At 43.9% G+C, this 20634-nt stretch carries 19 protein-coding genes; 18 read left to right on the top strand and 1 reads right to left on the bottom strand.

What is annotated here, in order from left to right:
• Nucleotides 1-703: 703 nt before the first annotated feature.
• Both QVP40_RS10700 and QVP40_RS10695 read left to right on the top strand, forming a co-directional pair.
• Nucleotides 704-1324 (top strand): DUF6088 family protein, encoded by a 621-nt coding sequence (locus tag QVP40_RS10700; protein WP_022068413.1) that lies wholly within the window; start codon nt 704-706, stop codon nt 1322-1324.
• Nucleotides 1311-2216, top strand: coding sequence for a nucleotidyl transferase AbiEii/AbiGii toxin family protein (locus tag QVP40_RS10695; RefSeq protein ID WP_022068412.1), 906 nt, complete (start codon nt 1311-1313; stop codon nt 2214-2216). The genes QVP40_RS10700 and QVP40_RS10695 overlap by 14 nt, the downstream gene beginning before the upstream one ends.
• A 710-nt stretch (nt 2217-2926) precedes the next feature.
• Here the strand turns inward: QVP40_RS10695 and QVP40_RS10690 are convergent.
• Nucleotides 2927-4036 carry a DUF362 domain-containing protein gene (locus QVP40_RS10690; protein WP_022068411.1) on the bottom strand — a complete coding sequence of 370 codons (1110 nt, stop codon included), beginning with the start codon at nt 4034-4036 and terminating at the stop codon, nt 2927-2929.
• Nucleotides 4037-4297: 261 nt separating this feature from the next.
• Between QVP40_RS10690 and QVP40_RS10685 the strand changes: the two genes are divergently transcribed.
• The 16 genes from QVP40_RS10685 (at nt 4298) to QVP40_RS10610 (ending at nt 20425) form a co-directional block, all read left to right on the top strand.
• Complete coding sequence (locus QVP40_RS10685) at nt 4298-6208, top strand: BMP family ABC transporter substrate-binding protein (RefSeq protein WP_022068410.1); 1911 nt, start codon at nt 4298-4300, stop codon at nt 6206-6208.
• Nucleotide 6209: 1 nt separating this feature from the next.
• Complete coding sequence (locus tag QVP40_RS10680) at nt 6210-6827, top strand: metallophosphoesterase family protein (RefSeq protein ID WP_022068409.1); 618 nt, start codon at nt 6210-6212, stop codon at nt 6825-6827.
• Between the two features lie 1048 nt (nt 6828-7875).
• Nucleotides 7876-8199, top strand: a complete 324-nt coding sequence (gene ylxM / locus QVP40_RS10675) for a YlxM family DNA-binding protein (RefSeq protein WP_138270866.1) — start codon at nt 7876-7878, stop codon at nt 8197-8199.
• 3 nt (nt 8200-8202) lie between these two features.
• Nucleotides 8203-9549 carry a signal recognition particle protein gene (gene ffh, locus QVP40_RS10670; protein WP_022068407.1) on the top strand — a complete coding sequence of 449 codons (1347 nt, stop codon included), beginning with the start codon at nt 8203-8205 and terminating at the stop codon, nt 9547-9549.
• 46 nt (nt 9550-9595) lie between these two features.
• The gene (gene rpsP, locus QVP40_RS10665) at nt 9596-9841 is read left to right on the top strand and encodes a 30S ribosomal protein S16 (protein ID WP_022068406.1); all 246 of its coding nucleotides are present in this window, start codon (nt 9596-9598) and stop codon (nt 9839-9841) included.
• A gap of 71 nt (nt 9842-9912) precedes the next feature.
• Complete coding sequence (locus tag QVP40_RS10660; protein ID WP_022068405.1) at nt 9913-10143, top strand: KH domain-containing protein; 231 nt, start codon at nt 9913-9915, stop codon at nt 10141-10143.
• Nucleotides 10144-10224: 81 nt separating this feature from the next.
• On the top strand, nt 10225-10731 hold the full coding sequence (rimM, locus tag QVP40_RS10655) for a ribosome maturation factor RimM (protein ID WP_022068404.1): 507 nt from the start codon (nt 10225-10227) through the stop codon (nt 10729-10731).
• On the top strand, nt 10731-11498 hold the full coding sequence (gene trmD / locus QVP40_RS10650; RefSeq protein WP_022068403.1) for a tRNA (guanosine(37)-N1)-methyltransferase TrmD: 768 nt from the start codon (nt 10731-10733) through the stop codon (nt 11496-11498). Before rimM ends, trmD begins: the two co-directional genes overlap by 1 nt.
• Nucleotides 11499-11502: 4 nt before the next feature.
• Nucleotides 11503-12534 carry a tRNA preQ1(34) S-adenosylmethionine ribosyltransferase-isomerase QueA gene (gene queA, locus QVP40_RS10645; RefSeq protein WP_022068402.1) on the top strand — a complete coding sequence of 344 codons (1032 nt, stop codon included), beginning with the start codon at nt 11503-11505 and terminating at the stop codon, nt 12532-12534.
• 551 nt (nt 12535-13085) lie between these two features.
• A complete protein-coding gene (locus tag QVP40_RS10640; protein ID WP_022068401.1) occupies nt 13086-14531 on the top strand; it encodes an aminotransferase class I/II-fold pyridoxal phosphate-dependent enzyme in 1446 nt (481 codons plus the stop codon).
• A gap of 4 nt (nt 14532-14535) precedes the next feature.
• Nucleotides 14536-15387 carry a polyamine aminopropyltransferase gene (gene speE, locus QVP40_RS10635; protein ID WP_022068400.1) on the top strand — a complete coding sequence of 284 codons (852 nt, stop codon included), beginning with the start codon at nt 14536-14538 and terminating at the stop codon, nt 15385-15387.
• Complete coding sequence (speB, locus tag QVP40_RS10630; protein WP_022068399.1) at nt 15377-16234, top strand: agmatinase; 858 nt, start codon at nt 15377-15379, stop codon at nt 16232-16234. Before speE ends, speB begins: the two co-directional genes overlap by 11 nt.
• 36 nt (nt 16235-16270) lie before the next feature.
• Nucleotides 16271-17473, top strand: coding sequence for a saccharopine dehydrogenase family protein (locus QVP40_RS10625; protein ID WP_022068398.1), 1203 nt, complete (start codon nt 16271-16273; stop codon nt 17471-17473).
• 24 nt (nt 17474-17497) lie between these two features.
• Nucleotides 17498-18625 (top strand): carboxynorspermidine decarboxylase, encoded by a 1128-nt coding sequence (nspC, locus tag QVP40_RS10620; protein ID WP_022068397.1) that lies wholly within the window; start codon nt 17498-17500, stop codon nt 18623-18625.
• Nucleotides 18626-18699: 74 nt separating this feature from the next.
• Nucleotides 18700-19821, top strand: a complete 1122-nt coding sequence (gene glf, locus QVP40_RS10615; protein WP_022068396.1) for a UDP-galactopyranose mutase — start codon at nt 18700-18702, stop codon at nt 19819-19821.
• A 28-nt stretch (nt 19822-19849) separates the two neighbouring features.
• On the top strand, nt 19850-20425 hold the full coding sequence (locus tag QVP40_RS10610) for a DUF6553 family protein (RefSeq protein ID WP_022068395.1): 576 nt from the start codon (nt 19850-19852) through the stop codon (nt 20423-20425).
• Nucleotides 20426-20634: the final 209 nt, after the last annotated feature.

Raw genomic sequence — 20634 nt, 5'->3', positions numbered from 1 at the left:
TTCTCATTTTGACTTGTACTATTTATATTCTAGCACCATATATTGTAAATGGTGAATAACCCGTCAACTTTCTGCTACCTCCAAAAACACTACAGGAGGTATTGATCATGAACGCCAAGTTAGCTACCCGACAAATTTGATCGCACGAATGGGCTGCAATTATAAAAGATTGTAAAGCCAGTGGGCAAAAAGTTGATATCTATTGTGAACAGCACGGGCTATCCAGAGATGCTTACTAGTATTGGCTGCGTAAAGTAAAAGAAGCAGCTTTAAAACAGGCTGGTTTTGTAGAACTTCCAGTGCTGAGACCAGAACAGCCGCCATCAAAAACAGTGGAAAAAGGATCTTCTGCATTTGAGATTCAAATGATTATTAAAAGTAAGCGCTTAAGCTTACATAATGGATATCCGGAAAGTCTGAGTATAAATGCACATTTAATCAGAAAAAATATTGGAGAAAGAGAATCCGAGATGAAAATATATTTTTTACTGAAGAGAAGAAATTCCGGATATAATATTAAGGATAACGCAGAACTATATTGACTGTATGTATATGGTGTGAGAATTGATTTATAAAAAACCGGAAGTACATAATAGAAAATGCTTGTGATTGGACTATTGACAAGGGATGCAGATGCGCAATATAATAGAAGTAACGAAAATGAACAATTGTTGTAAAAAGTTGTGACAAAGGAGGGAAAAGAATGCTGTACGAATACTTAGAAGAGAATTATAAACCGAATGAACCGATATTTGTTTCTGATGTCCAGCTTCCAGTATCAGCTGTTAATCTCCGAAAAATGTTTAAAGAGTTGTGTGATTCCGGTAAAATTAATCGTTTTGATAAGGGTGTTTATTATATTCCCAAGCAGAGTCGGTTAAAGGGCGGTGTACCATTAGGGGCAGATGTGGTTGCAAGAGCAAAATATATTTATAGAAATGGTAGAGTGGAAGGTTATTATTCCGGTTATACATTTGCAAATCAATTGGGGATTACGACACAAGTTCCATATGTGGTTGAGATTGTATCTAACAATGCCAGTTCCCGTTTTAGGGAAATTGACATGAAAGGAAGAAAAATTGTATTGCGAAAGTCACGAATTATTATTACAGAAAAAAACTATCGTACTTTACAGCTGTTAGATTTGTTGAGCAATATCACGCAATACGCAGATGAGGATATGGAGGATTCGTATTCGAGAGTAAAAACTTATATTCAAAACGAGGGAATCAGCCGGGAAGAAGTAGATCAATATATTAAAAAGTATCCGGAACGTATTTATAAAAATATGTACGAAATGAGGGTTTTTGATGTTTTTGCATGAGGATAAGGAATTATTTAAAGATGTTATTGAAGCAACGGCAGAATCACAAAGTCAGACGATAGCAATTGTAGAAAAAGATTATTATGTAACTATGATTTTAAAACTGCTGTCAGAGGAAGTACCGGACTGCGTTTTTAAGGGCGGGACATCACTTTCTAAGTGTCATCATGCGATTGACCGTTTTTCAGAAGACATAGATATTGCATTTTCAGAAGATCTGACGCAAGGACAACGAAAAAATCTTAAAGATAAAACGATAGCAGGAATAAGCCGACGATTGGGGCTGCCAATATCTGACTGGGAAAATGCAAGAAGCAGGAGAGATTATAATTGCTATACATTTGATTATAAGCCGATTGGCGGATATATTCAGGAGAGCTTGCTTCCTGGAGTTAAAATGGAGGTGTCTCTTGGATCTGTATCATTTCCAACTATAAAGCTTCCGGTGGACAGCTATGTTTATCAATATCTGCAGCAGGAGAATGAGGATATTATTCGGGAATATCAGCTTCAGCCTTTTGAAATGACGTTACAAAGTTTGGAAAGAACATTTGCGGATAAAGTCTTTGCAATCTGTGATTATTATATATCTGGGAAGATACAGAGAAATTCCAGACATATTTATGATTTATATATGTTATTGCCTCGAATAGATTTGACAGAGGAATATAAAGAGCTGGTATCAGAAATTCGCTTACACCGGGCAAAACTTTCAATTTGTCCGTCTGCTCAGGAAGGAGTAGTGATTTCTGAAATTCTTGAGAAAATAATTAAAGATGAAGTTTACCGTTCTGACTATGAAGCAATCACTACCTATTTTCAGCATCATCCGGTTGGATATAAAGAAGCAATTTCTGCAATAAGGACAATCATTGCTTCTGATGTGTTCTGATTTATAAATAAGATTACTTTTTCAGCCATAAAGCGTGTGGTAGCATTGTTTGGAAAAGGAGTCTTTGTTATGGATCAGGATTATATCATCCGCCTGACCGCAAAACGGAAGCTCCTGTACCGAAAAGGTAGCGCTGTAATTTATATAAAAGTCATAAGGGGTGAAAGTCCCTAATAGTGGGAAGGATACAGCTAATGACAAAGGTGTCCATCGTGAGGTGGAATCAGAAGGAAGTCGGATGGCAAATTTCTGGTCTGACGAACAGAAATCACATGAGGCTATAGTTAAGGATAAGGTTGCGAAACAAACTAAAGTCCAATAACTACTCGGAATTAACTGTAGTAGATGTGGCAGATAGATGGAGAGAAAGTGATATGTGGTACCAAGGGAGGCCTCGTCAGCGGATAAAAACAGAGTATGAAATCCGTCAGTAATAACGAGCAGATATGAAAGGGCTTCTCAAAACAACGGATGAATGGGCAAGGCGTAGGATTCGGGCTGTCTATTGAAAACAATGGAAGAAAATAAAGACAAAGTATCGAATGCTGAAAGCATTAGGAATGGAACATTGGAAAGCAAAAGAACTTGCCTGTAGCAGAAAAGGTTATTGGAGAATGACGAAAGTTTTGAATCAAATCTTTTGTAATCAAATAATAGCCAAGTTAGGATGTCCATCCATGCTTGACTATTATTTACCTCCTCGATTGTATTTATTTGACTACAACCAGCTCATATTCATCTGTGCCAAGGCCGATCTTTTTGGCATGTTCAATGCAGGTTCTCCAGTCTGTGGTGGGAAACATGGCTCCGAAGTGGTCGTGACCTTCGTGGTCTGCTTCAGAAAGGCAGGTATTGGAGATCACCGGCTGGGCATTTACTGCATCTGCGCATGCAATGTCAAGAGCCACCGGGTCAAAGGAGGCAAAGAATCCCACATCCGGAACAATGGCTGCGTCGTTTTCGGCGTGGCAGTCACAGTAAGGAGATACGTCGATCACCAGGTTAATGTAAAAAGCAGGGCGTCCGTCAACAACAGCCTTTGTGTATTCTGCGATTTTGCAGTTCAGGATATCATTGGATTCGTCAGAGGCTGCAACGATGGCATCTTTTGGACAGACACCGATACATCTTCCGCAGCCTACGCATTTGTTGTGGTCGATGGAAGCTTTTTTGTCTTTAAACTGAGGCGCATCATGAGCGCAGATCTTTTCGCAGCGGTGGCAGCCGATGCACAGCTCTTCCTCTACATGAGGCTTTCCGGCGCTGTGCATTTCCATTTTTCCGGCCCGGGAGCCGCAGCCCATTCCGATATTTTTCAGGGTTCCGCCAAAGCCGGTAGCCTCGTGACCTTTAAAGTGGGCCAGAGAGATAAACACATCCGCATCCATGATCGCACGTCCGATTTTTGCCTCTTTTACATATTCTCCGCCTTCTACAGGGACATATACTTCGTCCGTGCCTTTCAGACCGTCTCCGATAATGATATGGCAGCCGGTGGAAAGTGGAGAAAAGCCGTTTACATAAGCACTTTCTATATGATCCAGAGCATTTTTGCGTCCGCCTACATAAAGGGTGTTGCAGTCTGTAAGAAACGGCTTTCCGCCAAGCTCTTTTACAGTATCCGCAACTACTTTTGCATAATTGGGACGGAGAAATGCCAGATTGCCGGGCTCTCCGAAGTGCATTTTAATGGCAGTATATTTTCCGTCAAAATCAATGTTTTCGATACCGGCCTTTTTGATCAGGCGTTTCAGTTTGTCCAGAAGTCCGTTGTCAAATCCGGTTCTCATGCTGGTATAGTATACTTTTGATTTTTCCATAAAGAATCCTCCTTAAATAAATCTTTCTAATGTAAAGAATACTCTATACAAATAAAAATGGCAAGAACATATTTTTGCAGAACACCATTACCGGAGGCGCTTTGAAATGACGGAAACTATAAGAGAAAATCCGTCATACTGACTGAGACAGGAGGATTTTTCTGGTATTTTTACGCTTGCGTCAGAAAGGGAGCTGGGGTATATTTATAAAAAAGAAATGCAGAAAAATAAATACAGTGAAAGTATTGGAGGGATACATAAATGCTGGAAGAGTATAACAAGGCGTATAAGCTTGGAAAAAAAGATTATCAGGCCAGAATGATGAAGGGAGAAAAGCCTACGTTAGAGGTGCTGGACGATATTCTGCCTGCCCGGGGATCCTGTTCAGAAGTTTCTCTGGGACTGGTTCAGATTCCCATGGAGCAGATTGTGGGAACAAAAACAGAATCCAGAAGCAATGCCTTTGCAGGGAATTTTATGCCCATTCTGCGTGAAAATACAGAATTTGCCTATAAGTGGGCGGCTCTTGGAGAAAGTCATGTAAACGAAGGGATTCGTGACCCGATCAAGGCCTATGAATACATGAATAAATTTTATGTGGAGGAAGGAAATAAAAGGGTCAGTGTTCTGAAGTACTATGACGCTGTTTCTGTTCCGGGTGTTGTTACCCGTATCCTTCCGCCGAAAACAGAAGAAAAGGAAAATAAGATTTATTATGAGTTTGTGGACTTTTACGAGCTTTCCAAAGTAAACTACATATGGTTTACAAAGGAGGGAAGCTTTGCCAGACTGCAGAGTCTGATTGGAAAAGGGCCGAAAGAGGTCTGGGATGATGACGATAAACTGAATTTCAGCTCTGTTTATTCCAGATTTGCGCTGGAATTCCAGGCAGCAGGAGGGAAAAAACTTTCGATTACAGCGGGAGATGCCTTTCTTGCTTTTATTACTGTTTATGGTTATCAGGCAGTATGCCAGAAAACAGTTGCAGAACTGAAAAAGCTTGTTAATAAAAGCTGGGAGGAATTTAAGCTTCTGGAGCATGACAACGAGATCGATCTGAAGATGGATCCCAACAGGGAAAAGAAGCCTTTGCTCAGCAGACTTCTCACAGGCTCCACCAAGCTGAAGATTGCCTTTATCTATGCGAAAACTCCCGGTTCCTCCGCATGGACCTATGCTCATGAACTGGGACGTCTTCATCTGGAACAGACATTTCCGGATGAAGTTACTACCATGTGCTATGAAAACATCGTTCCGGAGCTTGCGGAAAAAGCTATTGCAGACGCCATTGCAAAGGGCTGCAATATGATCTTTACCACAACTCCCGCCTTTGTCCAGGCAAGTGTCCAGGCAGCGATTGCAAATCCTGATATCAGGATACTGAACTGTTCTCTGAATACATCACACCGGTATATCCGGACTTATTATGCGAGAATGCACGAGGCAAAATTCCTGATGGGCGCAATTGCAGGGGCAATGTCCGAAAACGGCAGACTTGCCTACATCGCGGACTATCCTATTTTTGGAACTATTGCAAATATCAATGCCTTTGCGCTGGGTGCTGCCATGGTGAATCCAAGAGCAAAGGTATATCTGGAGTGGTCAACCTTAAAGGATGATGATCTTGGTCAGGTCATGGAGAGAATCCGGGAAAAGGAGGTTTCCGTGGTATCAGGACGTGATATGGTGATTCCGGAAGATGCGTCCAGATACTTCGGGCTGTACCGTATGGAAAACGGAATGCCGCATAACCTTGCCATGCCTTTGTGGCACTGGGGCAAATTTTATGAGGAGCTGATCCGCACTGTTATGAACGGAACCTGGAAATATGACGACAGCAGCTCAGAAAAGAAAGCCATTAACTACTGGTGGGGAATGTCCTCCAACGTTGTAGATGTGATCTGTTCTCATACACTTCCGACAGGAACCCAGCACCTTGTGGAGCTTCTGAAAGAGACTATCAGCCGCGGAGAATTTAATCCGTTTTCCGGTGTGCTTTATTCACAGAATGGTGTGATTCGGGATGATCCTCAGGGAAGTCTGTCTCCGGAAGAGATCATTACCATGGACTGGCTGGCAGATAATGTAATTGGTTCCATTCCGAAAAGCTGGCAGCTTACGGAGCAGGCAAAGCCTGTCACATTGCAGCAGGGCGTGGAGAAGGGACAGTAATATGAAAATACTTGCGATCGCAGATGAAGAATCAAAGTACCTGTGGGATTTTTTTGAGAAAAGTAAACTGGAGGGGATTGATCTTATTATTTCATGCGGGGATCTGGACCCACGATATCTGTCATTTCTTGCAACCTTTACTTCCGCGCCTGTCCTTTATGTTCATGGGAATCATGACGATAAATATGAAAGGATTCCGCCGGACGGGTGTATCTGCATTGATGATACCATTTATGTGCATGAGGGGGTCAGGATCTTGGGGCTGGGCGGCTCCATGCGGTATAAACCCGGGATTTATCAGTTTACGGAAAGAGAGATGCGACGAAGAATCTTTAAGCTGTTTCCAAAGCTTTTGTGGAGGAGAGGGTTTGACATTCTGGTTACTCATGCTCCGGCATATCAGCTGAACGATGGAAGAGATCTGCCGCATCAGGGATTTAAGGCGTTTTTGAAGCTGATGGAAAAGTACCGTCCTAAATATTTCCTTCACGGGCATGTGCATATGTCGTATGGAAGGAAACATAAGCGCTACGATAAGTACCAGGACACTCATGTGATCAATGCCTATGAGAGATTTGTATTTGACTTTGACGCAGAACATCCCGGAGACTGGGTGTAGGGAATAAAAGCTTGTAAAGAAAAAATTTTTGACATGAATATTTTAAAAATGCTGTGTTTATGCGGCGTCTGGGAATTAAAAATAGGATTTTGTGACAGATTTCGATAGGGACAAAGAAAAGGGTTTTGGGAGCAGAAATTTGTGTGATTGCTGAGAAAATAATTCCTTCTGTCAAAATCGAAGATAACTGGGAAGATAACTGGAAATAATTGATTGCCTGATAAAGGGAAAGTATGCTATACTGGCATTACGGAAAGTCAGAGCACATAAAAGGCGGCCTGCCCTCCATTTCGGAGGGGCTAACCCTCCAGACCAAAGAGGAAAGGAGGGCGATGCCAATGTATGTTACATATTCGGATTTAATCCAGATAGGTATCTTGTTGGTTGCCCTTGCCAGTCTCATTTATGAGATCTTCAAGGGAAGAAAATAGCCGCCCACTACCGCAAATAGTGAACGGCTGACCTTGTAAAAAGGTAAGTTGCTGATTGTTTAAGGGTAGGCCGTGTGTTTCTGGCTTTCCCTTTTTCTATTATCAATATAGCACATCTGGCAGTAGGATACAAGCAGAAAACGAAGAAAACGCCCTGACAAAATAAAGACGGTTCTTCATTCCTTTAGATTTGTGCCAATCTTCCGGAAAATTGCAGATACAAATGCTGGCGTAAAGCCTCTATATTTATTTACTTTTGGTATCAGACATTTTTACATCTTTGACCAGATATAGAAAAGCGGATTATGGATTTATAATGGGACATGCATCTACATCAATTACGTTGGACACCTATACACATCTTACAGAGGATAAGCAAAAAGAGCAGGAGAACGTTGCGAGGACTGTGAAAATATCCTAGTAGTCTGTGACAATTTCTGTGACAAATTAAAAATTTAAGATGAAATAAGACGGTGTAAGACGAAAATAAGAAAATCTGGAAACATTTGATTTATAATAGTATAAACAAAGACGAAACAACACAAACGTCAGTTTGTAAAGAAAAAATACTTGACACCGGCAGCCATATAGGGTATGATACACAAGGTGATTATCAGATGGAGAAGTTTGTAGAGCAGACATTATTATATGATTTTTACGGGGAGCTTCTTACAGAGCGCCAGCAGCAGGTATATGAAAGCGTGGTACTGGAAGATTTTTCCCTCAGTGAAGTAGCGGAGGAGCTTGGGATCAGCCGTCAGGGCGTTCATGACATGATCCGGCGCTGCAATCATACTCTGGAAGAATATGAAAAGAAACTGCATCTGGTAGAAAAATTTCTCTGTATTAAGAAGCAGGTTCAGAGAATCAGCCAGATTGCAGAGAAGTATCAGGACCGGGAGATTACAGAAATTTCCAAAGAGATATTAGAGGAGTTATAAAGCATGGCGTTTGAGAGCTTGACAGAAAAATTACAAAATGTATTTAAAAAGCTTAGAGGAAAAGGACGTCTTACAGAGGAAGATGTTAAGATTGCTCTGAAAGAGGTCAAAATGGCTCTTCTGGAGGCTGATGTAAACTTTCGGGTTGTAAAGCAGTTCACCAAAGCTGTTCAGGAGCGCGCGGTGGGACAGGACGTGATGAACGGACTGAATCCAGGACAGATGGTTATCAAGATCGTAAATGAAGAGCTTGTGAATCTGATGGGAAGTGAGACAACAGAGCTGCCGATCAAACCGGGTAATGACATTACGGTTCTTATGATGGCAGGTCTTCAGGGTGCAGGTAAGACAACAACAGTTGCCAAGCTTGCTGGCAAGCTGAAATCAAAGGGCAAGCGTCCGCTTCTGGTTGCCTGTGATGTTTACAGACCGGCTGCGATTACTCAGCTTCAGGTCAATGGTGAAAAACAGGGCGTGGAAGTATTTTCCATGGGAGATAAACAGAACCCTGTAAATATTGCAAAGGCAGCAGTGGAGCATGCAAAAGCAAATCAGCAGAATGTTGTGCTTCTGGATACTGCAGGACGTCTTCATGTAGATGAGGATATGATGCAGGAGCTTGCTGATATTAAGGCGAATGTACAGGTGGATGCCACTCTTCTGATCGTGGATGCAATGACCGGTCAGGATGCTGTAAATGTGGCAAAGACCTTTACAGATAAAGTAGGAATTGACGGAGTGATCCTTACCAAGATGGACGGTGACACCAGAGGCGGTGCGGCGCTTTCCATTAAGGCAGTAACAGGAAAGCCGATCCTCTATGTGGGTATGGGCGAAAAGCTTTCTGATCTGGAACAGTTTTATCCGGAGAGAATGGCTTCCAGAATCCTTGGAATGGGCGATGTTATGAGCCTCATCGAAAAGGCCGAGGCTGCCATTGATCAGGAACAGGCTGCTGAGATGCAGAAAAAGCTCAAAAAAATGGATTTTGACTTTAACGACTATCTCACCAGTATGGAACAGATGAAAAAAATGGGAGGAATCGGCAGTATCCTGAATATGCTTCCGGGAGTTGGCAGCAAGATGAAGGATATTGAAGGTATGGTAGATGAAAGCGCGCTGGAGCGTACCAAGTCGATCATTCTTTCCATGACCCCTCAGGAGCGGACAAATCCGGCAATCCTGAATGTATCCCGCAAAAACCGTATTGCCAGAGGCGCAGGGGTGGATATAGCGGAGGTCAACCGTCTTGTAAAGCAGTTTGAGCAGAGCAAGAAAATGATGAAACAGATGCCCGGAATGATGGGCGGTAAAATGGGTAAAAGAGGCGGCTTTAAGCTTCCCTTTTAATATAAATTAACAAAAAAAGAAAAGAGATAAATGGAGGAAAACAAAAATGGCAGTAAAAATCAGATTAAGAAGAATGGGACAGAAGAAGGCACCTTTTTATAGAATCGTAGTTGCAGATTCCCGTTGCAAACGTGATGGAAAATGCATCGCAGAGATCGGTACTTATGATCCGAACCTTGAGCCAAGCGCATACAAAGTAGATGAGGAAGCTGCTAAGAAATGGCTTGCAGCAGGTGCTCAGCCTACAGAAGTTGTTGCTAAGATCCTGAAAGCAGCCGGAATTGAGAAATAAGAAATACCGGAGAGGGTATTTTTTCCTATTACTGTAGAAGTCCTGCAGAATGCAGTGCAGGGAGGTATGTAATGAAAAAACTGGTAGAAGTAATTGCAAAATCTCTTGTAGATCATCCGGACGAGGTGGTTGTCACCGAAAACGAAAAGGAAGATGCAGTTATTATTGAACTGAAGGTGGGACCGGCTGACATGGGCAAGGTCATCGGAAGACAGGGACGTATTGCCAAAGCGATCCGTACCGTAGTGAAGGCCGCTTCTTCAAAGAGCAGCAAAAAAGTGATTGTGGATATCCTGCAGTAAACAGGGCTTTCGCAATATCATAAGTAAGAAACAGGAGCTGTGGAAACATAGCTCCTTCTTTAACTACAGGGAGTTTTATTTATGGAAGATTTACTGAAGGTTGGTGTGATCACCACTACTCACGGCGTCAGGGGCGAGGCAAAGGTATACCCCACAACAGATGAGCCGGAACGTTTTCTGGAGCTTGATTATGTGCTTCTGGATACCGGAAGAGAGCTTCGAAAGCTTGAGATTAAAAATGTAAAGTTTTTTAAAAATCTTGTAATTCTGAAATTTAAGGGTGTCGATAACATTAACGACATTGAAAAATATAAAGGCCGTGATCTCTGGATCCCACGGGAAGAGGGACAGGAGCTGGAAGAGGATGAATATTATATTGCGGATCTTCTGGGAATGTCAGTTGTCCTGGAGGACGGACAGGAATTCGGCACATTAAAAGATGTAATGGAAACAGGCGCCAATGATGTTTATATTATTGACTCTGCGGAACATGGCGAGGTTCTTCTGCCGGCTATTAAGGAATGTATTCTGGATGTGGATCTGGAGAAGAATGTTATGACCATACATTTGATGAAAGGGCTGATATAATGAATTTTCATGTGCTGACGCTTTTTCCGGACATGATCCGGGACGGGATGAATACCAGTATTATCGGCCGGGCCATGGCAGGCGGCTTTCTGGATATCGAAGCAGTTAATATCCGGGACTATGCATTTAATAAGCATCAGAAGGTTGACGATTATCCCTATGGAGGCGGCGCCGGAATGCTGATGCAGGCAGAGCCTGTGTATCTTGCCTATGAATCCGTTGAAAAAAAGATCGGGTATCAGCCCAGGGTTATTTATCTGACTCCTCAGGGAAAGGTTTTTAACCAGGAAATGGCCAGGGACTTTGCAAAAGAAAAGGATCTTGTTTTTCTCTGCGGTCATTACGAGGGAATTGACGAGAGGGTTCTTGAGGAGATCGTCACGGATTATGTTTCTATCGGAGATTATGTGCTTACCGGAGGCGAGCTTCCGGCCATGGTGATGATGGATTCTATTTCCCGTATGGTTCCGGGGGTTCTTACCAATCAGGAATCCGGTGAAACGGAATCCTTTTCCGGCAGTCTCCTGGAATATCCTCAGTACAGCAGACCGGAAACCTGGCATGACAAAAAAGTGCCTCCTGTTCTTCTTTCCGGACATCATGCCAATGTAGAGGCGTGGAGGAGAGAACAGTCCATTTACCGTACGGCTAAATGGCGGCCGGATCTTCTGAAAAAGGCAGATCTTTCAAACAGGGAATGGAATCAGATCCGCCAGTGGAGAAAGCAATGGAAGGAAGAAAGCCAGAAGGCAGAAGATAAGGAGTAGTATTATGAAAACATCAGATTTTTATTATGATCTTCCACAGGAGCTGATCGCTCAGGATCCCCTGGAGGACAGAAGCTCTTCCAGACTTCTTCATCTTTCCATGAAGGACGGAAGTGTGGAACACCGTCATTTCACGGATATTCTGGATTATCTGAAAGAGGGAGACTGTCTGGTTGTCAATGATACCCGGGTTATTCCTGCCCGTCTTTATGGTCACAAGGAAGAGACAGGAGCTCTTATTGAGATTCTTCTTCTGAAACGGAAAGAAAATGATATCTGGGAATGTCTGGTAAAGCCGGGCAAAAAAGCCCGCCCGGGCGCGAAGATCGTTTTTGGAGACGGGATCCTGAAAGGCGAGATCATTGATGTAGTGGAGGAAGGAAACCGCCTGATCCAGTTCCAGTATGAAGGCATTTTTGAGGAGATTCTGGATCAGCTGGGAGAAATGCCCCTGCCTCCGTACATTACCCACAAATTAGAGGACAAAAACCGTTATCAGACAGTTTATGCAAAAAATGACGGTTCTGCGGCAGCTCCTACAGCCGGGCTCCATTTTACTCAGGAGCTTCTTCAGAAGGTACAGGAAAAGGGTGTAAAAATTGCTCATGTGACCCTTCATGTGGGGCTTGGAACCTTCCGTCCGGTAAAAGTAGACGATGTGGAAAATCATCACATGCACTCGGAATTTTATGTGGTGGAAGAGGATCAGGCAAAGCTGATCAATGACACAAAGAAGCAGGGCGGCCGTGTGATCTCAGTAGGGACTACAAGCTGCCGTACTCTGGAATCTGCCACAGGTGAAGATGGTGTTCTCCGTGCAGGAAGCGGATGGACGGAAATCTTTATTTATCCGGGTTATCAGTTTAAAATGATCGATGGTCTGATCACCAATTTCCACCTGCCGGAGTCCACACTGATGATGCTGGTTTCTGCTCTTGCAGGAAAAGACCGGATTATGGCTGCATATGAGGAGGCAGTAAAAGAGCGGTATCGTTTCTTCAGCTTTGGGGACGCCATGTTTATAGACCCGGAATAACGGGAAAAGCCGGAAAATCCTTTAAATTCAAGGCAAATACAGGAAACAGGGGACTTAAATTGGAATAAATGCATTATAAGTTATTCCGGAATAAAACAGCCTGGTAAAATTCCATCACCCAGGATGATTTTTTTAGAAAGTTCTTGAAAATAAAGTCGTTTTATGGTATAAATATACACGTATGGAAAACAGTCAGGAAAGTCTTCCATGCAAATATTTTACGCAGTCCAGGGAACTGCATTATTGATTGAGTTAGAAGCTCAAATTTTATAAGTTGGTTACTTTATAACCGGTATGCGTATCGCATGCATAACTTGTGAAACGGTCAATAAGAGTAGTAAAAGTAAAAATATTTGCTATATAGACTCTAATCCATTATCTGTTTTTTATAATTAAAATTTACATTATATAGAAGAAATTATAAGAATAAAGATAATAAACGCAAGCAGATGCAAAGTTATGCGCCTGCCTGCGTTTTTTTGTTCCATAGGAAAATACAGTACTTGTTTTAATAATGGATTTCCTATGAATTTCGGGAGGGAGGCTGAAACATGTCGCAGGAAAAGGCTCCAATTTACGAGGCACTGGAACGATTCCGGAGAATGAGGATCGTTCCCTTTGATGTTCCGGGACATAAACACGGAAGGGGAAATCCGGAACTGGTAAATTTACTTGGAAGTCAGTGCGTCAGTATAGACGTAAACTCTATGAAACCCCTTGATAATCTCTGCCATCCGGTTTCTGTGATCAAGGAGGCAGAACAGCTTGCAGCAGAAGCATTTGGCGCGGCAGGCGCATTTCTTATGGTTGGGGGAACGACATCCTCGGTTCAGACCATGATTCTTACCTGCTGTAAGAAGGGCGATAAGATCATTTTGCCCAGAAATGTACACAGAAGCGTGATCAACGCTCTTGTACTGTGCGGAGCCACACCGATCTATGTAAATCCGGATGTGGACAACCGGCTTGGTATTTCGCTGGGAATGAAGCTGGAACAGGTAGAGAAAGCCATTCAGGAAAATCCTGATGCAGTGGCTGTGTTTGTAAACAATCCCACTTATTATGGAATCTGTTCCAATCTCCGGGAGATCGTAAAGCTTGCCCATGACAGGAATATGAAGGTTCTGGTAGACGAGGCCCACGGCACACATTTTTATTTCGGAGAAGGCTTTCCGGTTAATGCCATGGACGCAGGAGCGGATATGGCCTCTGTCAGTATGCATAAATCAGGAGGAAGCCTTACCCAGAGTTCTTTCCTTCTGATCGGAAAAAATATGCATCCCGGTTATGTGCGTCAGATCATCAATCTTACCCAGACAACAAGCGCTTCTTACCTGCTTCTCTCAAGCCTTGATATTTCCAGAAGGAATCTTGCCCTTCGGGGAAAGGAATCCTTTCAGAGAGTGGCGGAGCTGGCTGAATATGCCAGAACAGAGATCAACCGGATCGGAGGATATTATGCCTTTGGGAACGAGCTGATCAACCAGGACAGCATTTACGATTTTGACCCCACCAAGCTGTCCGTGCATACACTGGAGATCGGACTGGCAGGAATCGAGGTCTATGATATTTTAAGAGACGATTACGATATCCAGATTGAGTTCGGAGATATTGGAAATATGCTGGCGTATCTGTCCATCGGGGACAGAAAGCAGGAGGTGGAGCGTCTTGTCAGCGCCCTTGCAGATATTAAGAGAAGATACCAGAAGGACAAGACAGGTATGCTTACTCAGGAATATCTTTCCCCTCAGGTTGTGATGACGCCTCAGGAATCTTTTTATTCAGAAAAGGAATCTCTCCCTGTGGAAAAGACAGAGGGAAGGATCTGCGGGGAATTTGTCATGTGCTATCCTCCGGGAATTCCCATTCTTGCTCCGGGAGAAAAGATCACAGGCCAGATCATAGAGTATATCCTTTATGCCAAGGAAAAGGGCTGCTCCATGACAGGACCTGAGGATGAAAAAATTGAGAATCTCAATGTAGTGAAGGGAGAGTAGCGCCATGGAAATGTGGTTTTCTGATGAACATACAGAGGATGTGAAGCTTTCTATCCGGGTGAGAGAACAGCTTTTCAGCGCTCAAAGTGAATTTCAGCAGATTGATGTGCTGGACTCGAAGGAGTTCGGCAAAATCCTTGTTGTGGACGGAGATCTGACTCTGACAGAAAAGGATGAATTTATTTATCATGAAATGATCACCCATGTTCCAATGGCAGTCCATCCTCTTGTAAAGGACGTTCTGGTAATCGGAGGAGGAGACGGCGGCGTTGTCCGGGAGCTTGTAAAGTATGAGGAGATCGAGCATATCGACATGGTGGAGATCGATCCTCTTCTTGTGGAGGTGTGCCGGAAGTACCTGCCTCAGATCGCCTGCAGCCTGAATGATCCCAGAGTACAGATTTTCCACGAGGACGGCCTCAGGTTTGTGCGGTCAAAAACAGACTGCTATGATCTGATCATCATTGACTCTCCCAATCCTTTTGGCCTGGGAGAGGGACTTTTTACAAAGGAATTCTACGGGAACTGTTTCGGTGCTCTCCGGGAGGACGGAATCATGATCAATCAGAATGAAAGTCCTTTTTATACAGAGGAAGCCTTTCAGTGTCAGAGAATGCACAAGCGTATTCTGGAAACCTTCCCGATCTGCAGGGTATATCAGGCTCATCTGCCCTCTTATCCCTCCGGGCACTGGCTGTTTGGGTTTGCTTCAAAGAAATATCATCCTCTTACGGATCTGAACGGAGTGGCCTGGAAGCTGAAAGGAATCCATACAAGATATTACGAACCAAGATTACATGCCGGAGTGTTTGCCCTTCCGGTATATGTGGAGGAGCTTTTGGAAGATGTTGAATAAATCAGTAATGAACTTTATTGGCTGTGATGCCGGATATGAGGAAGCGGACATTGTGCTTTACGGGGCGCCTTTTGATTCCACCACTTCCTTCCGTCCGGGAACGCGATTCGCAGGACAGGCGGTAAGGAATGATTCTTACGGGCTGGAAACATACAGTCCTTATCAGGACAGAGACCTTGAGGACTGCCGGATCTTTGATCTGGGAGATCTGGAGCTTGCCATAGGAGATTCTGAGCTTGTTCTTTCTGAGATTGAAAAAACAGCAGAGACCATCCTGAAGGATAAAAAACTTCCCTTTATGATCGGCGGCGAGCATCTGGTGACACTGGGAGCCGTGCGTGCGGCGGCCAGGCAGTATCCGGAGCTTCATATCATCCATCTGGACGCTCACACAGATCTGAGAGAGGATTATCTTGGGGTAAAGCTGTCCCACGCGGCTGTTATCAGACGCTGCTGGGATATTCTGGGTGACGGACGGATCCACCAGTTTGGAATACGTTCCGGAGAAAAGACTGAGTTTGACTGGGCAAAATCCGGTCATACGGATTTTCATCCTTTTACTCTTGACGATCTTCCGGGGATTTTGCCGGAGCTGAAAGGAAAGCCTGTTTATTTTACTGTTGATCTGGATGTTCTGGACCCTTCCGTATTTCCGGGAACCGGAACGCCGGAGCCGGGAGGCGTTGATTTTCTTACCCTGATGAAAAATGTCACAGAGGTATGCCACAGCCTGAACATCATAGGCTGCGACGTCAATGAACTCTGTCCTCCCTGCGACCACAGCGGAATGTCAACAGCAGTTGCGTGCAAGATCATCCGGGAGATGCTTCTTGCGCTGAAAAAATAAAAAACTAATATTTACATATTTAAGGAGGAACCATTCATGGGAAAAGCGTTAATTATCGGATGCGGAGGAGTTGCTTCCGTAGCAATTCACAAATGCTGCCAGAACAGCGAAGTCTTTGAGGAAATCTGCATTGCAAGCCGTACAGTATCCAAATGCGACGCGCTGAAAGAAAAGCTTCAGGGAACTACAAAAACAAAGATCACAACCGCTCAGGTGGATGCTGACAATGTGGAAGAGCTGGTGGCTTTGATCCGCAAGGTACAGCCGGATGTGGTTTTAAATCTTGCGCTTCCGTATCAGGATCTTCATATTATGGATGCCTGCCTGGAAACAGGAGTTCACTATGTGGACACTGCAAACTATGAGCCGGAGGATACAGCCAAATTTGAATACAAATGGCAGTGGGCTTACAAAGAGCGTTATGAAAAAGCAGGAATCACAGCTCTTCTGGGAAGCGGCTTTGATCCTGGCGTAACAAGTGTATTTTCTGCCTATGCTCTGAAACATTATTTTGATGAGATCAATTACATTGACATTCTGGACTGCAATGCAGGCGACCATGGATATCCTTTTGCCACAAACTTTAACCCGGAGATCAACATCCGTGAGGTTTCCGCAAAGGGCTCCTACTGGGAGGACGGCCACTGGGTAGAAACAGAGCCAATGGAGATCAAGAGAGTTTACGACTTCCCGGAGATCGGCGAAAAAGACATGTACCTTCTTCATCACGAGGAAATTGAGTCTCTGGCTCTTAACATTCCGGGAATCAAAAGAATCCGCTTCTTTATGACCTTCGGAGAAAGCTATCTCACACATCTCCGCTGCCTGGAAAACGTGGGAATGACTTCTATTGAGCCGATCATGTATGAGGGAAAAGAGATCATACCGCTTCAGTTCTTAAAGGCAGTGCTTCCGGATCCTTCTTCTCTTGGCCCGAGAACAAAGGGCAAAACAAACATCGGCTGTATTTTTACAGGTAAAAAAGACGGCGTAGAAAAGACAATTTACATTTACAATACCTGCGATCATCAGGAGTGCTATAAGGAAGTGGGCTCTCAGGCAGTTGCTTATACCACCGGTGTTCCGGCAATGATTGGAACCATGATGCTGATGACAGGAACCTGGCAGGGACCTGGCGTATTTAACATTGAAGAGTTTGATCCGGATCCGTTTATGGATGCTCTGAATAAATGGGGACTTCCGTGGAAGATCAAAGAAAACCCGGATCTGGTAGATTAATGACAGAGAGGTTGTTTTGGCAAAATGAAAAGAGAGGAACTGAGAACGCCCTGTTATGTGATCCAAAAAGAAAAGTTGATTAAAAATCTTGAGATTTTAAGGGAAATCTGTCAGGAGACCGGGTGCCGGATTCTTCTTGCCCAGAAAGCCTTTTCCATGTTTGCCGTATATCCTCTGATCGGAAAATATCTCAACGGCGCTGCTGCCAGCGGGCTTTTTGAAGCAAGACTGGCGGCAGAGGAGCTGGGAAAAGAAAACCATATTTTTTCGCCTGCGTACAGAGAAGAGGAAATGCCGGAGATCATCCGTCTCTGCGATCACATTATCCTGAATTCACCGGCTCAGGTAAAAAAATATAAGGATCAGATCCTTGCAGGAGGCAAAAGCCCGGGGCTTCGGATCAATCCCCGCTTTTCCACCCAGGAGGGACATGAGATATACGATCCCTGTGCGCCGGGATCCAGGCTTGGAACTGCCATCGATCAGATTACAGAAGAATTACTGGATGGAATTGAGGGGCTTCATTTTCATACCCTGTGCGAACAGAATTCCGATGCCCTTTCTGACACCCTGAAAGCGGTGGAAGAGCAGTTCGGCTCTTACATGCACCGGATGAAATGGATTAATTTCGGCGGAGGCCATCACATTACCAGAGAGGATTATGACAGAGAGCTTCTGAAAAAATGTATCCGCCATGTACAGGATACCTATGGGGTTCGGGTTTATCTGGAGCCCGGGGAGGCCGTTGCCCTAAATGCGGGAATCCTTTTGACAGAAGTACTGGAGGTTATGGAAAACGAGCTGTCCATTGCCATTCTGGATACCTCTGCAGCCTGCCATATGCCGGACGTTCTGGAAATGCCTTACCGTCCCCCTCTGAAGGACTCCGGTCTGCCGGGAGAAAAAGCCTTTACCTTCCGCCTGGGAGGCCCTACCTGTCTGGCGGGAGACGTGATCGGAGATTATTCCTTTGACCGGAAATTAAAATGCGGCGATATTCTGGAATTCGGTGACATGGCCATTTATTCCATGGTAAAAAATAATACCTTTAACGGAATGGCACTTCCGGATATTGTTCTGGAAGAAGATCCCGGGGATTTCCGGCTGATCAGAAGATTCGGATACCAGGATTTCAAAACAAGACTGTCATAAAACAGGACTACCCTTTTTCTTCCTGATTTGTTATACTATAGGGTATAATGACTCAGAAGAAAGAGGGTTTTTTCATGAAAAAATATGATTACCTGATCGTAGGAGCAGGGCTTTTCGGCTCTGTGTTTGCCCATGAGGCTGTGAAATGCGGCAAAACCTGCCTTGTGATAGATAAGCGGGATCACATTGGCGGAAATATTTATACAGAAGAGATTGAGGGGATCCAGGTTCACAAATATGGCGCCCATATTTTTCACACATCCAATAAAACCGTGTGGGATTATGTGAATCAGTTTGCAGAATTTAACCATTTTGTAAATTCTCCCATTGCTGTCTATAAGGATGAGCTTTACAATCTTCCCTTTAATATGAATACGTTTCATCAGCTGTGGGGAGTGCGCACTCCGGCTGAAGCTGAGGCGAAAATCCGGGAACAGATTTCCAGAATGCATATTACAAACCCCAGGAATCTGGAGGAACAGGCTCTTGCTCTGGTGGGACAGGATGTATACGAAAAGCTGATCGAGGGCTACACCCGGAAACAGTGGGGAAGAGAGTGCAGAGAGCTTCCTGCATTTATTATCAAGCGGCTTCCTCTTCGCTATACATATGACAATAATTACTTTAAGGATCCTTATCAGGGAATCCCCAAAGGCGGATATACGGAAATTATCCGAAAGCTGCTGGAAGGAACTCAGGTTATCCTGAAAACAGATTTTTTTGCAAATAAAGAGGAGCTTTGCGCTCAGGCCGAAAAAGTGCTGTTTACAGGTATGCTGGACGAGTTTTATGATTACTGCTACGGTCCTCTGGATTATCGCTCTCTCAGATTTGAGACAGAAGTGCTGGATATGGCCAACTATCAGGGAAATGCGGTAGTAAATTATACTGATTATGAGGTTCCTTATACAAGGATCATTGAGCACAAACATTTTGAGTTCGGTACCCAGCCGAAAACTGTGATCACCCGGGAGTATTCTGCAGAATGGACAAAAGGCGCGGAACCTTATTATCCGGTGAACGACCCTGCAAACAATGAACTGTATGCGAAATATGAGCGCAGGGCTCTGGAAGAAAAAAATGTGATCTTTGGCGGAAGGCTCGGCATGTACCGCTACATGGATATGGACAGAGTGATCGAGGAAGCGCTGAATCTGGCAGAGACAGAGCTTGTATACTGTAATGAAAATGAATAAAACCACAGGATCAAAGGAGAAAATTACTATGGATACACCCACAATCGCAGAATACTACAGAGAGGCAGATCCCCGGAAGAGAAAGGCGCTTCTGGAGCAGGCTCTTGCATCCGGTGAAGATATGGAGGCAAATGGGATCCGCCGGGAAATCTGGGAAGCCCGCTATAAGGATGACGGAACAAATGTGGCAGACGGCTATCTGAAATTCTGGATGTCTATGGAATTTAATAAAAATGCAGGCAGCAGATGGTTTGGGGTAAAAAGCGCCCAGAAGGAGATCAGAAAGGAACTGGATTCTGTAAAATATACAGAGTTTCTCAATAAAAGTGAGCTTCATAAGGAACTTCTTTACAGAGAATGCTGTCACCTGATAAAGCTTTATATGGATCTTTGTAAAACAGACCGCTCTTATAATTCCATGCTGTGCGGGATCATTACCATTAAGGAGGATGATGCAAAGGCAAAGCTTCAGAAGGATATCTACAAAACAGCAGTATGCCTTCCGAAGGATATCAGTATGGAGAAGGAGCTTGAGCTTCTTACAAAAGCCGCCCGTGAAATGTATGAACTGCAGTTTCCGGGAGAAGGAGGATTGCCGGAATAATCAGCCTTAAAAGAGCAATAATGAATAATAAAAACCGGAGGCAGATATGAATAAGGACAGAATTTTTGCTTATGACATTATCAAAGAAGAAAATCTGAAGGATATCCGTTCCACAGGATATCTGCTGCGCCATAAAAAAACAGGCGCAAGAGTCATGCTTATAGAGAATGATGATGAGAACAAGGTGTTTAATATTGCTTTTCGTACTC

It is taken from the genome of Blautia sp. CAG:257 (assembly GCF_000433815.1).
In the GTDB taxonomy this organism is placed as follows: Bacteria; Bacillota; Clostridia; order Lachnospirales; family Lachnospiraceae; genus Blautia_A; species Blautia_A caecimuris.
Note: the sequence above shows the minus strand (reverse complement) of the source record. Positions and strands in the feature narration are given on the sequence as shown.

What these genes read in the sequence shown, in the direction of transcription:
- rimM (WP_022068404.1), top strand. Translation starts at nt 10,225, where the DNA reads ATGGAAGATTTACTGAAGGTTGGTGTGATCACCACTACTCACGGCGTC.
- QVP40_RS10640 (WP_022068401.1), top strand. Translation starts at nt 13,086, where the DNA reads ATGTCGCAGGAAAAGGCTCCAATTTACGAGGCACTGGAACGATTCCGG.
- QVP40_RS10610 (WP_022068395.1), top strand. Translation starts at nt 19,850, where the DNA reads ATGGATACACCCACAATCGCAGAATACTACAGAGAGGCAGATCCCCGG.
- speB (WP_022068399.1), top strand. Translation starts at nt 15,377, where the DNA reads ATGTTGAATAAATCAGTAATGAACTTTATTGGCTGTGATGCCGGATAT.
- ffh (WP_022068407.1), top strand. Translation starts at nt 8,203, where the DNA reads ATGGCGTTTGAGAGCTTGACAGAAAAATTACAAAATGTATTTAAAAAG.
- queA (WP_022068402.1), top strand. Translation starts at nt 11,503, where the DNA reads ATGAAAACATCAGATTTTTATTATGATCTTCCACAGGAGCTGATCGCT.
- QVP40_RS10685 (WP_022068410.1), top strand. Translation starts at nt 4,298, where the DNA reads ATGCTGGAAGAGTATAACAAGGCGTATAAGCTTGGAAAAAAAGATTAT.
- glf (WP_022068396.1), top strand. Translation starts at nt 18,700, where the DNA reads ATGAAAAAATATGATTACCTGATCGTAGGAGCAGGGCTTTTCGGCTCT.
- QVP40_RS10700 (WP_022068413.1), top strand. Translation starts at nt 704, where the DNA reads ATGCTGTACGAATACTTAGAAGAGAATTATAAACCGAATGAACCGATA.
- trmD (WP_022068403.1), top strand. Translation starts at nt 10,731, where the DNA reads ATGAATTTTCATGTGCTGACGCTTTTTCCGGACATGATCCGGGACGGG.
- speE (WP_022068400.1), top strand. Translation starts at nt 14,536, where the DNA reads ATGGAAATGTGGTTTTCTGATGAACATACAGAGGATGTGAAGCTTTCT.
- ylxM (WP_138270866.1), top strand. Translation starts at nt 7,876, where the DNA reads ATGGAGAAGTTTGTAGAGCAGACATTATTATATGATTTTTACGGGGAG.
- rpsP (WP_022068406.1), top strand. Translation starts at nt 9,596, where the DNA reads ATGGCAGTAAAAATCAGATTAAGAAGAATGGGACAGAAGAAGGCACCT.
- QVP40_RS10625 (WP_022068398.1), top strand. Translation starts at nt 16,271, where the DNA reads ATGGGAAAAGCGTTAATTATCGGATGCGGAGGAGTTGCTTCCGTAGCA.
- QVP40_RS10695 (WP_022068412.1), top strand. Translation starts at nt 1,311, where the DNA reads ATGTTTTTGCATGAGGATAAGGAATTATTTAAAGATGTTATTGAAGCA.
- QVP40_RS10690 (WP_022068411.1), bottom strand. Translation starts at nt 4,036, where the DNA reads ATGGAAAAATCAAAAGTATACTATACCAGCATGAGAACCGGATTTGAC.
- nspC (WP_022068397.1), top strand. Translation starts at nt 17,498, where the DNA reads ATGAAAAGAGAGGAACTGAGAACGCCCTGTTATGTGATCCAAAAAGAA.
- QVP40_RS10660 (WP_022068405.1), top strand. Translation starts at nt 9,913, where the DNA reads ATGAAAAAACTGGTAGAAGTAATTGCAAAATCTCTTGTAGATCATCCG.
- QVP40_RS10680 (WP_022068409.1), top strand. Translation starts at nt 6,210, where the DNA reads ATGAAAATACTTGCGATCGCAGATGAAGAATCAAAGTACCTGTGGGAT.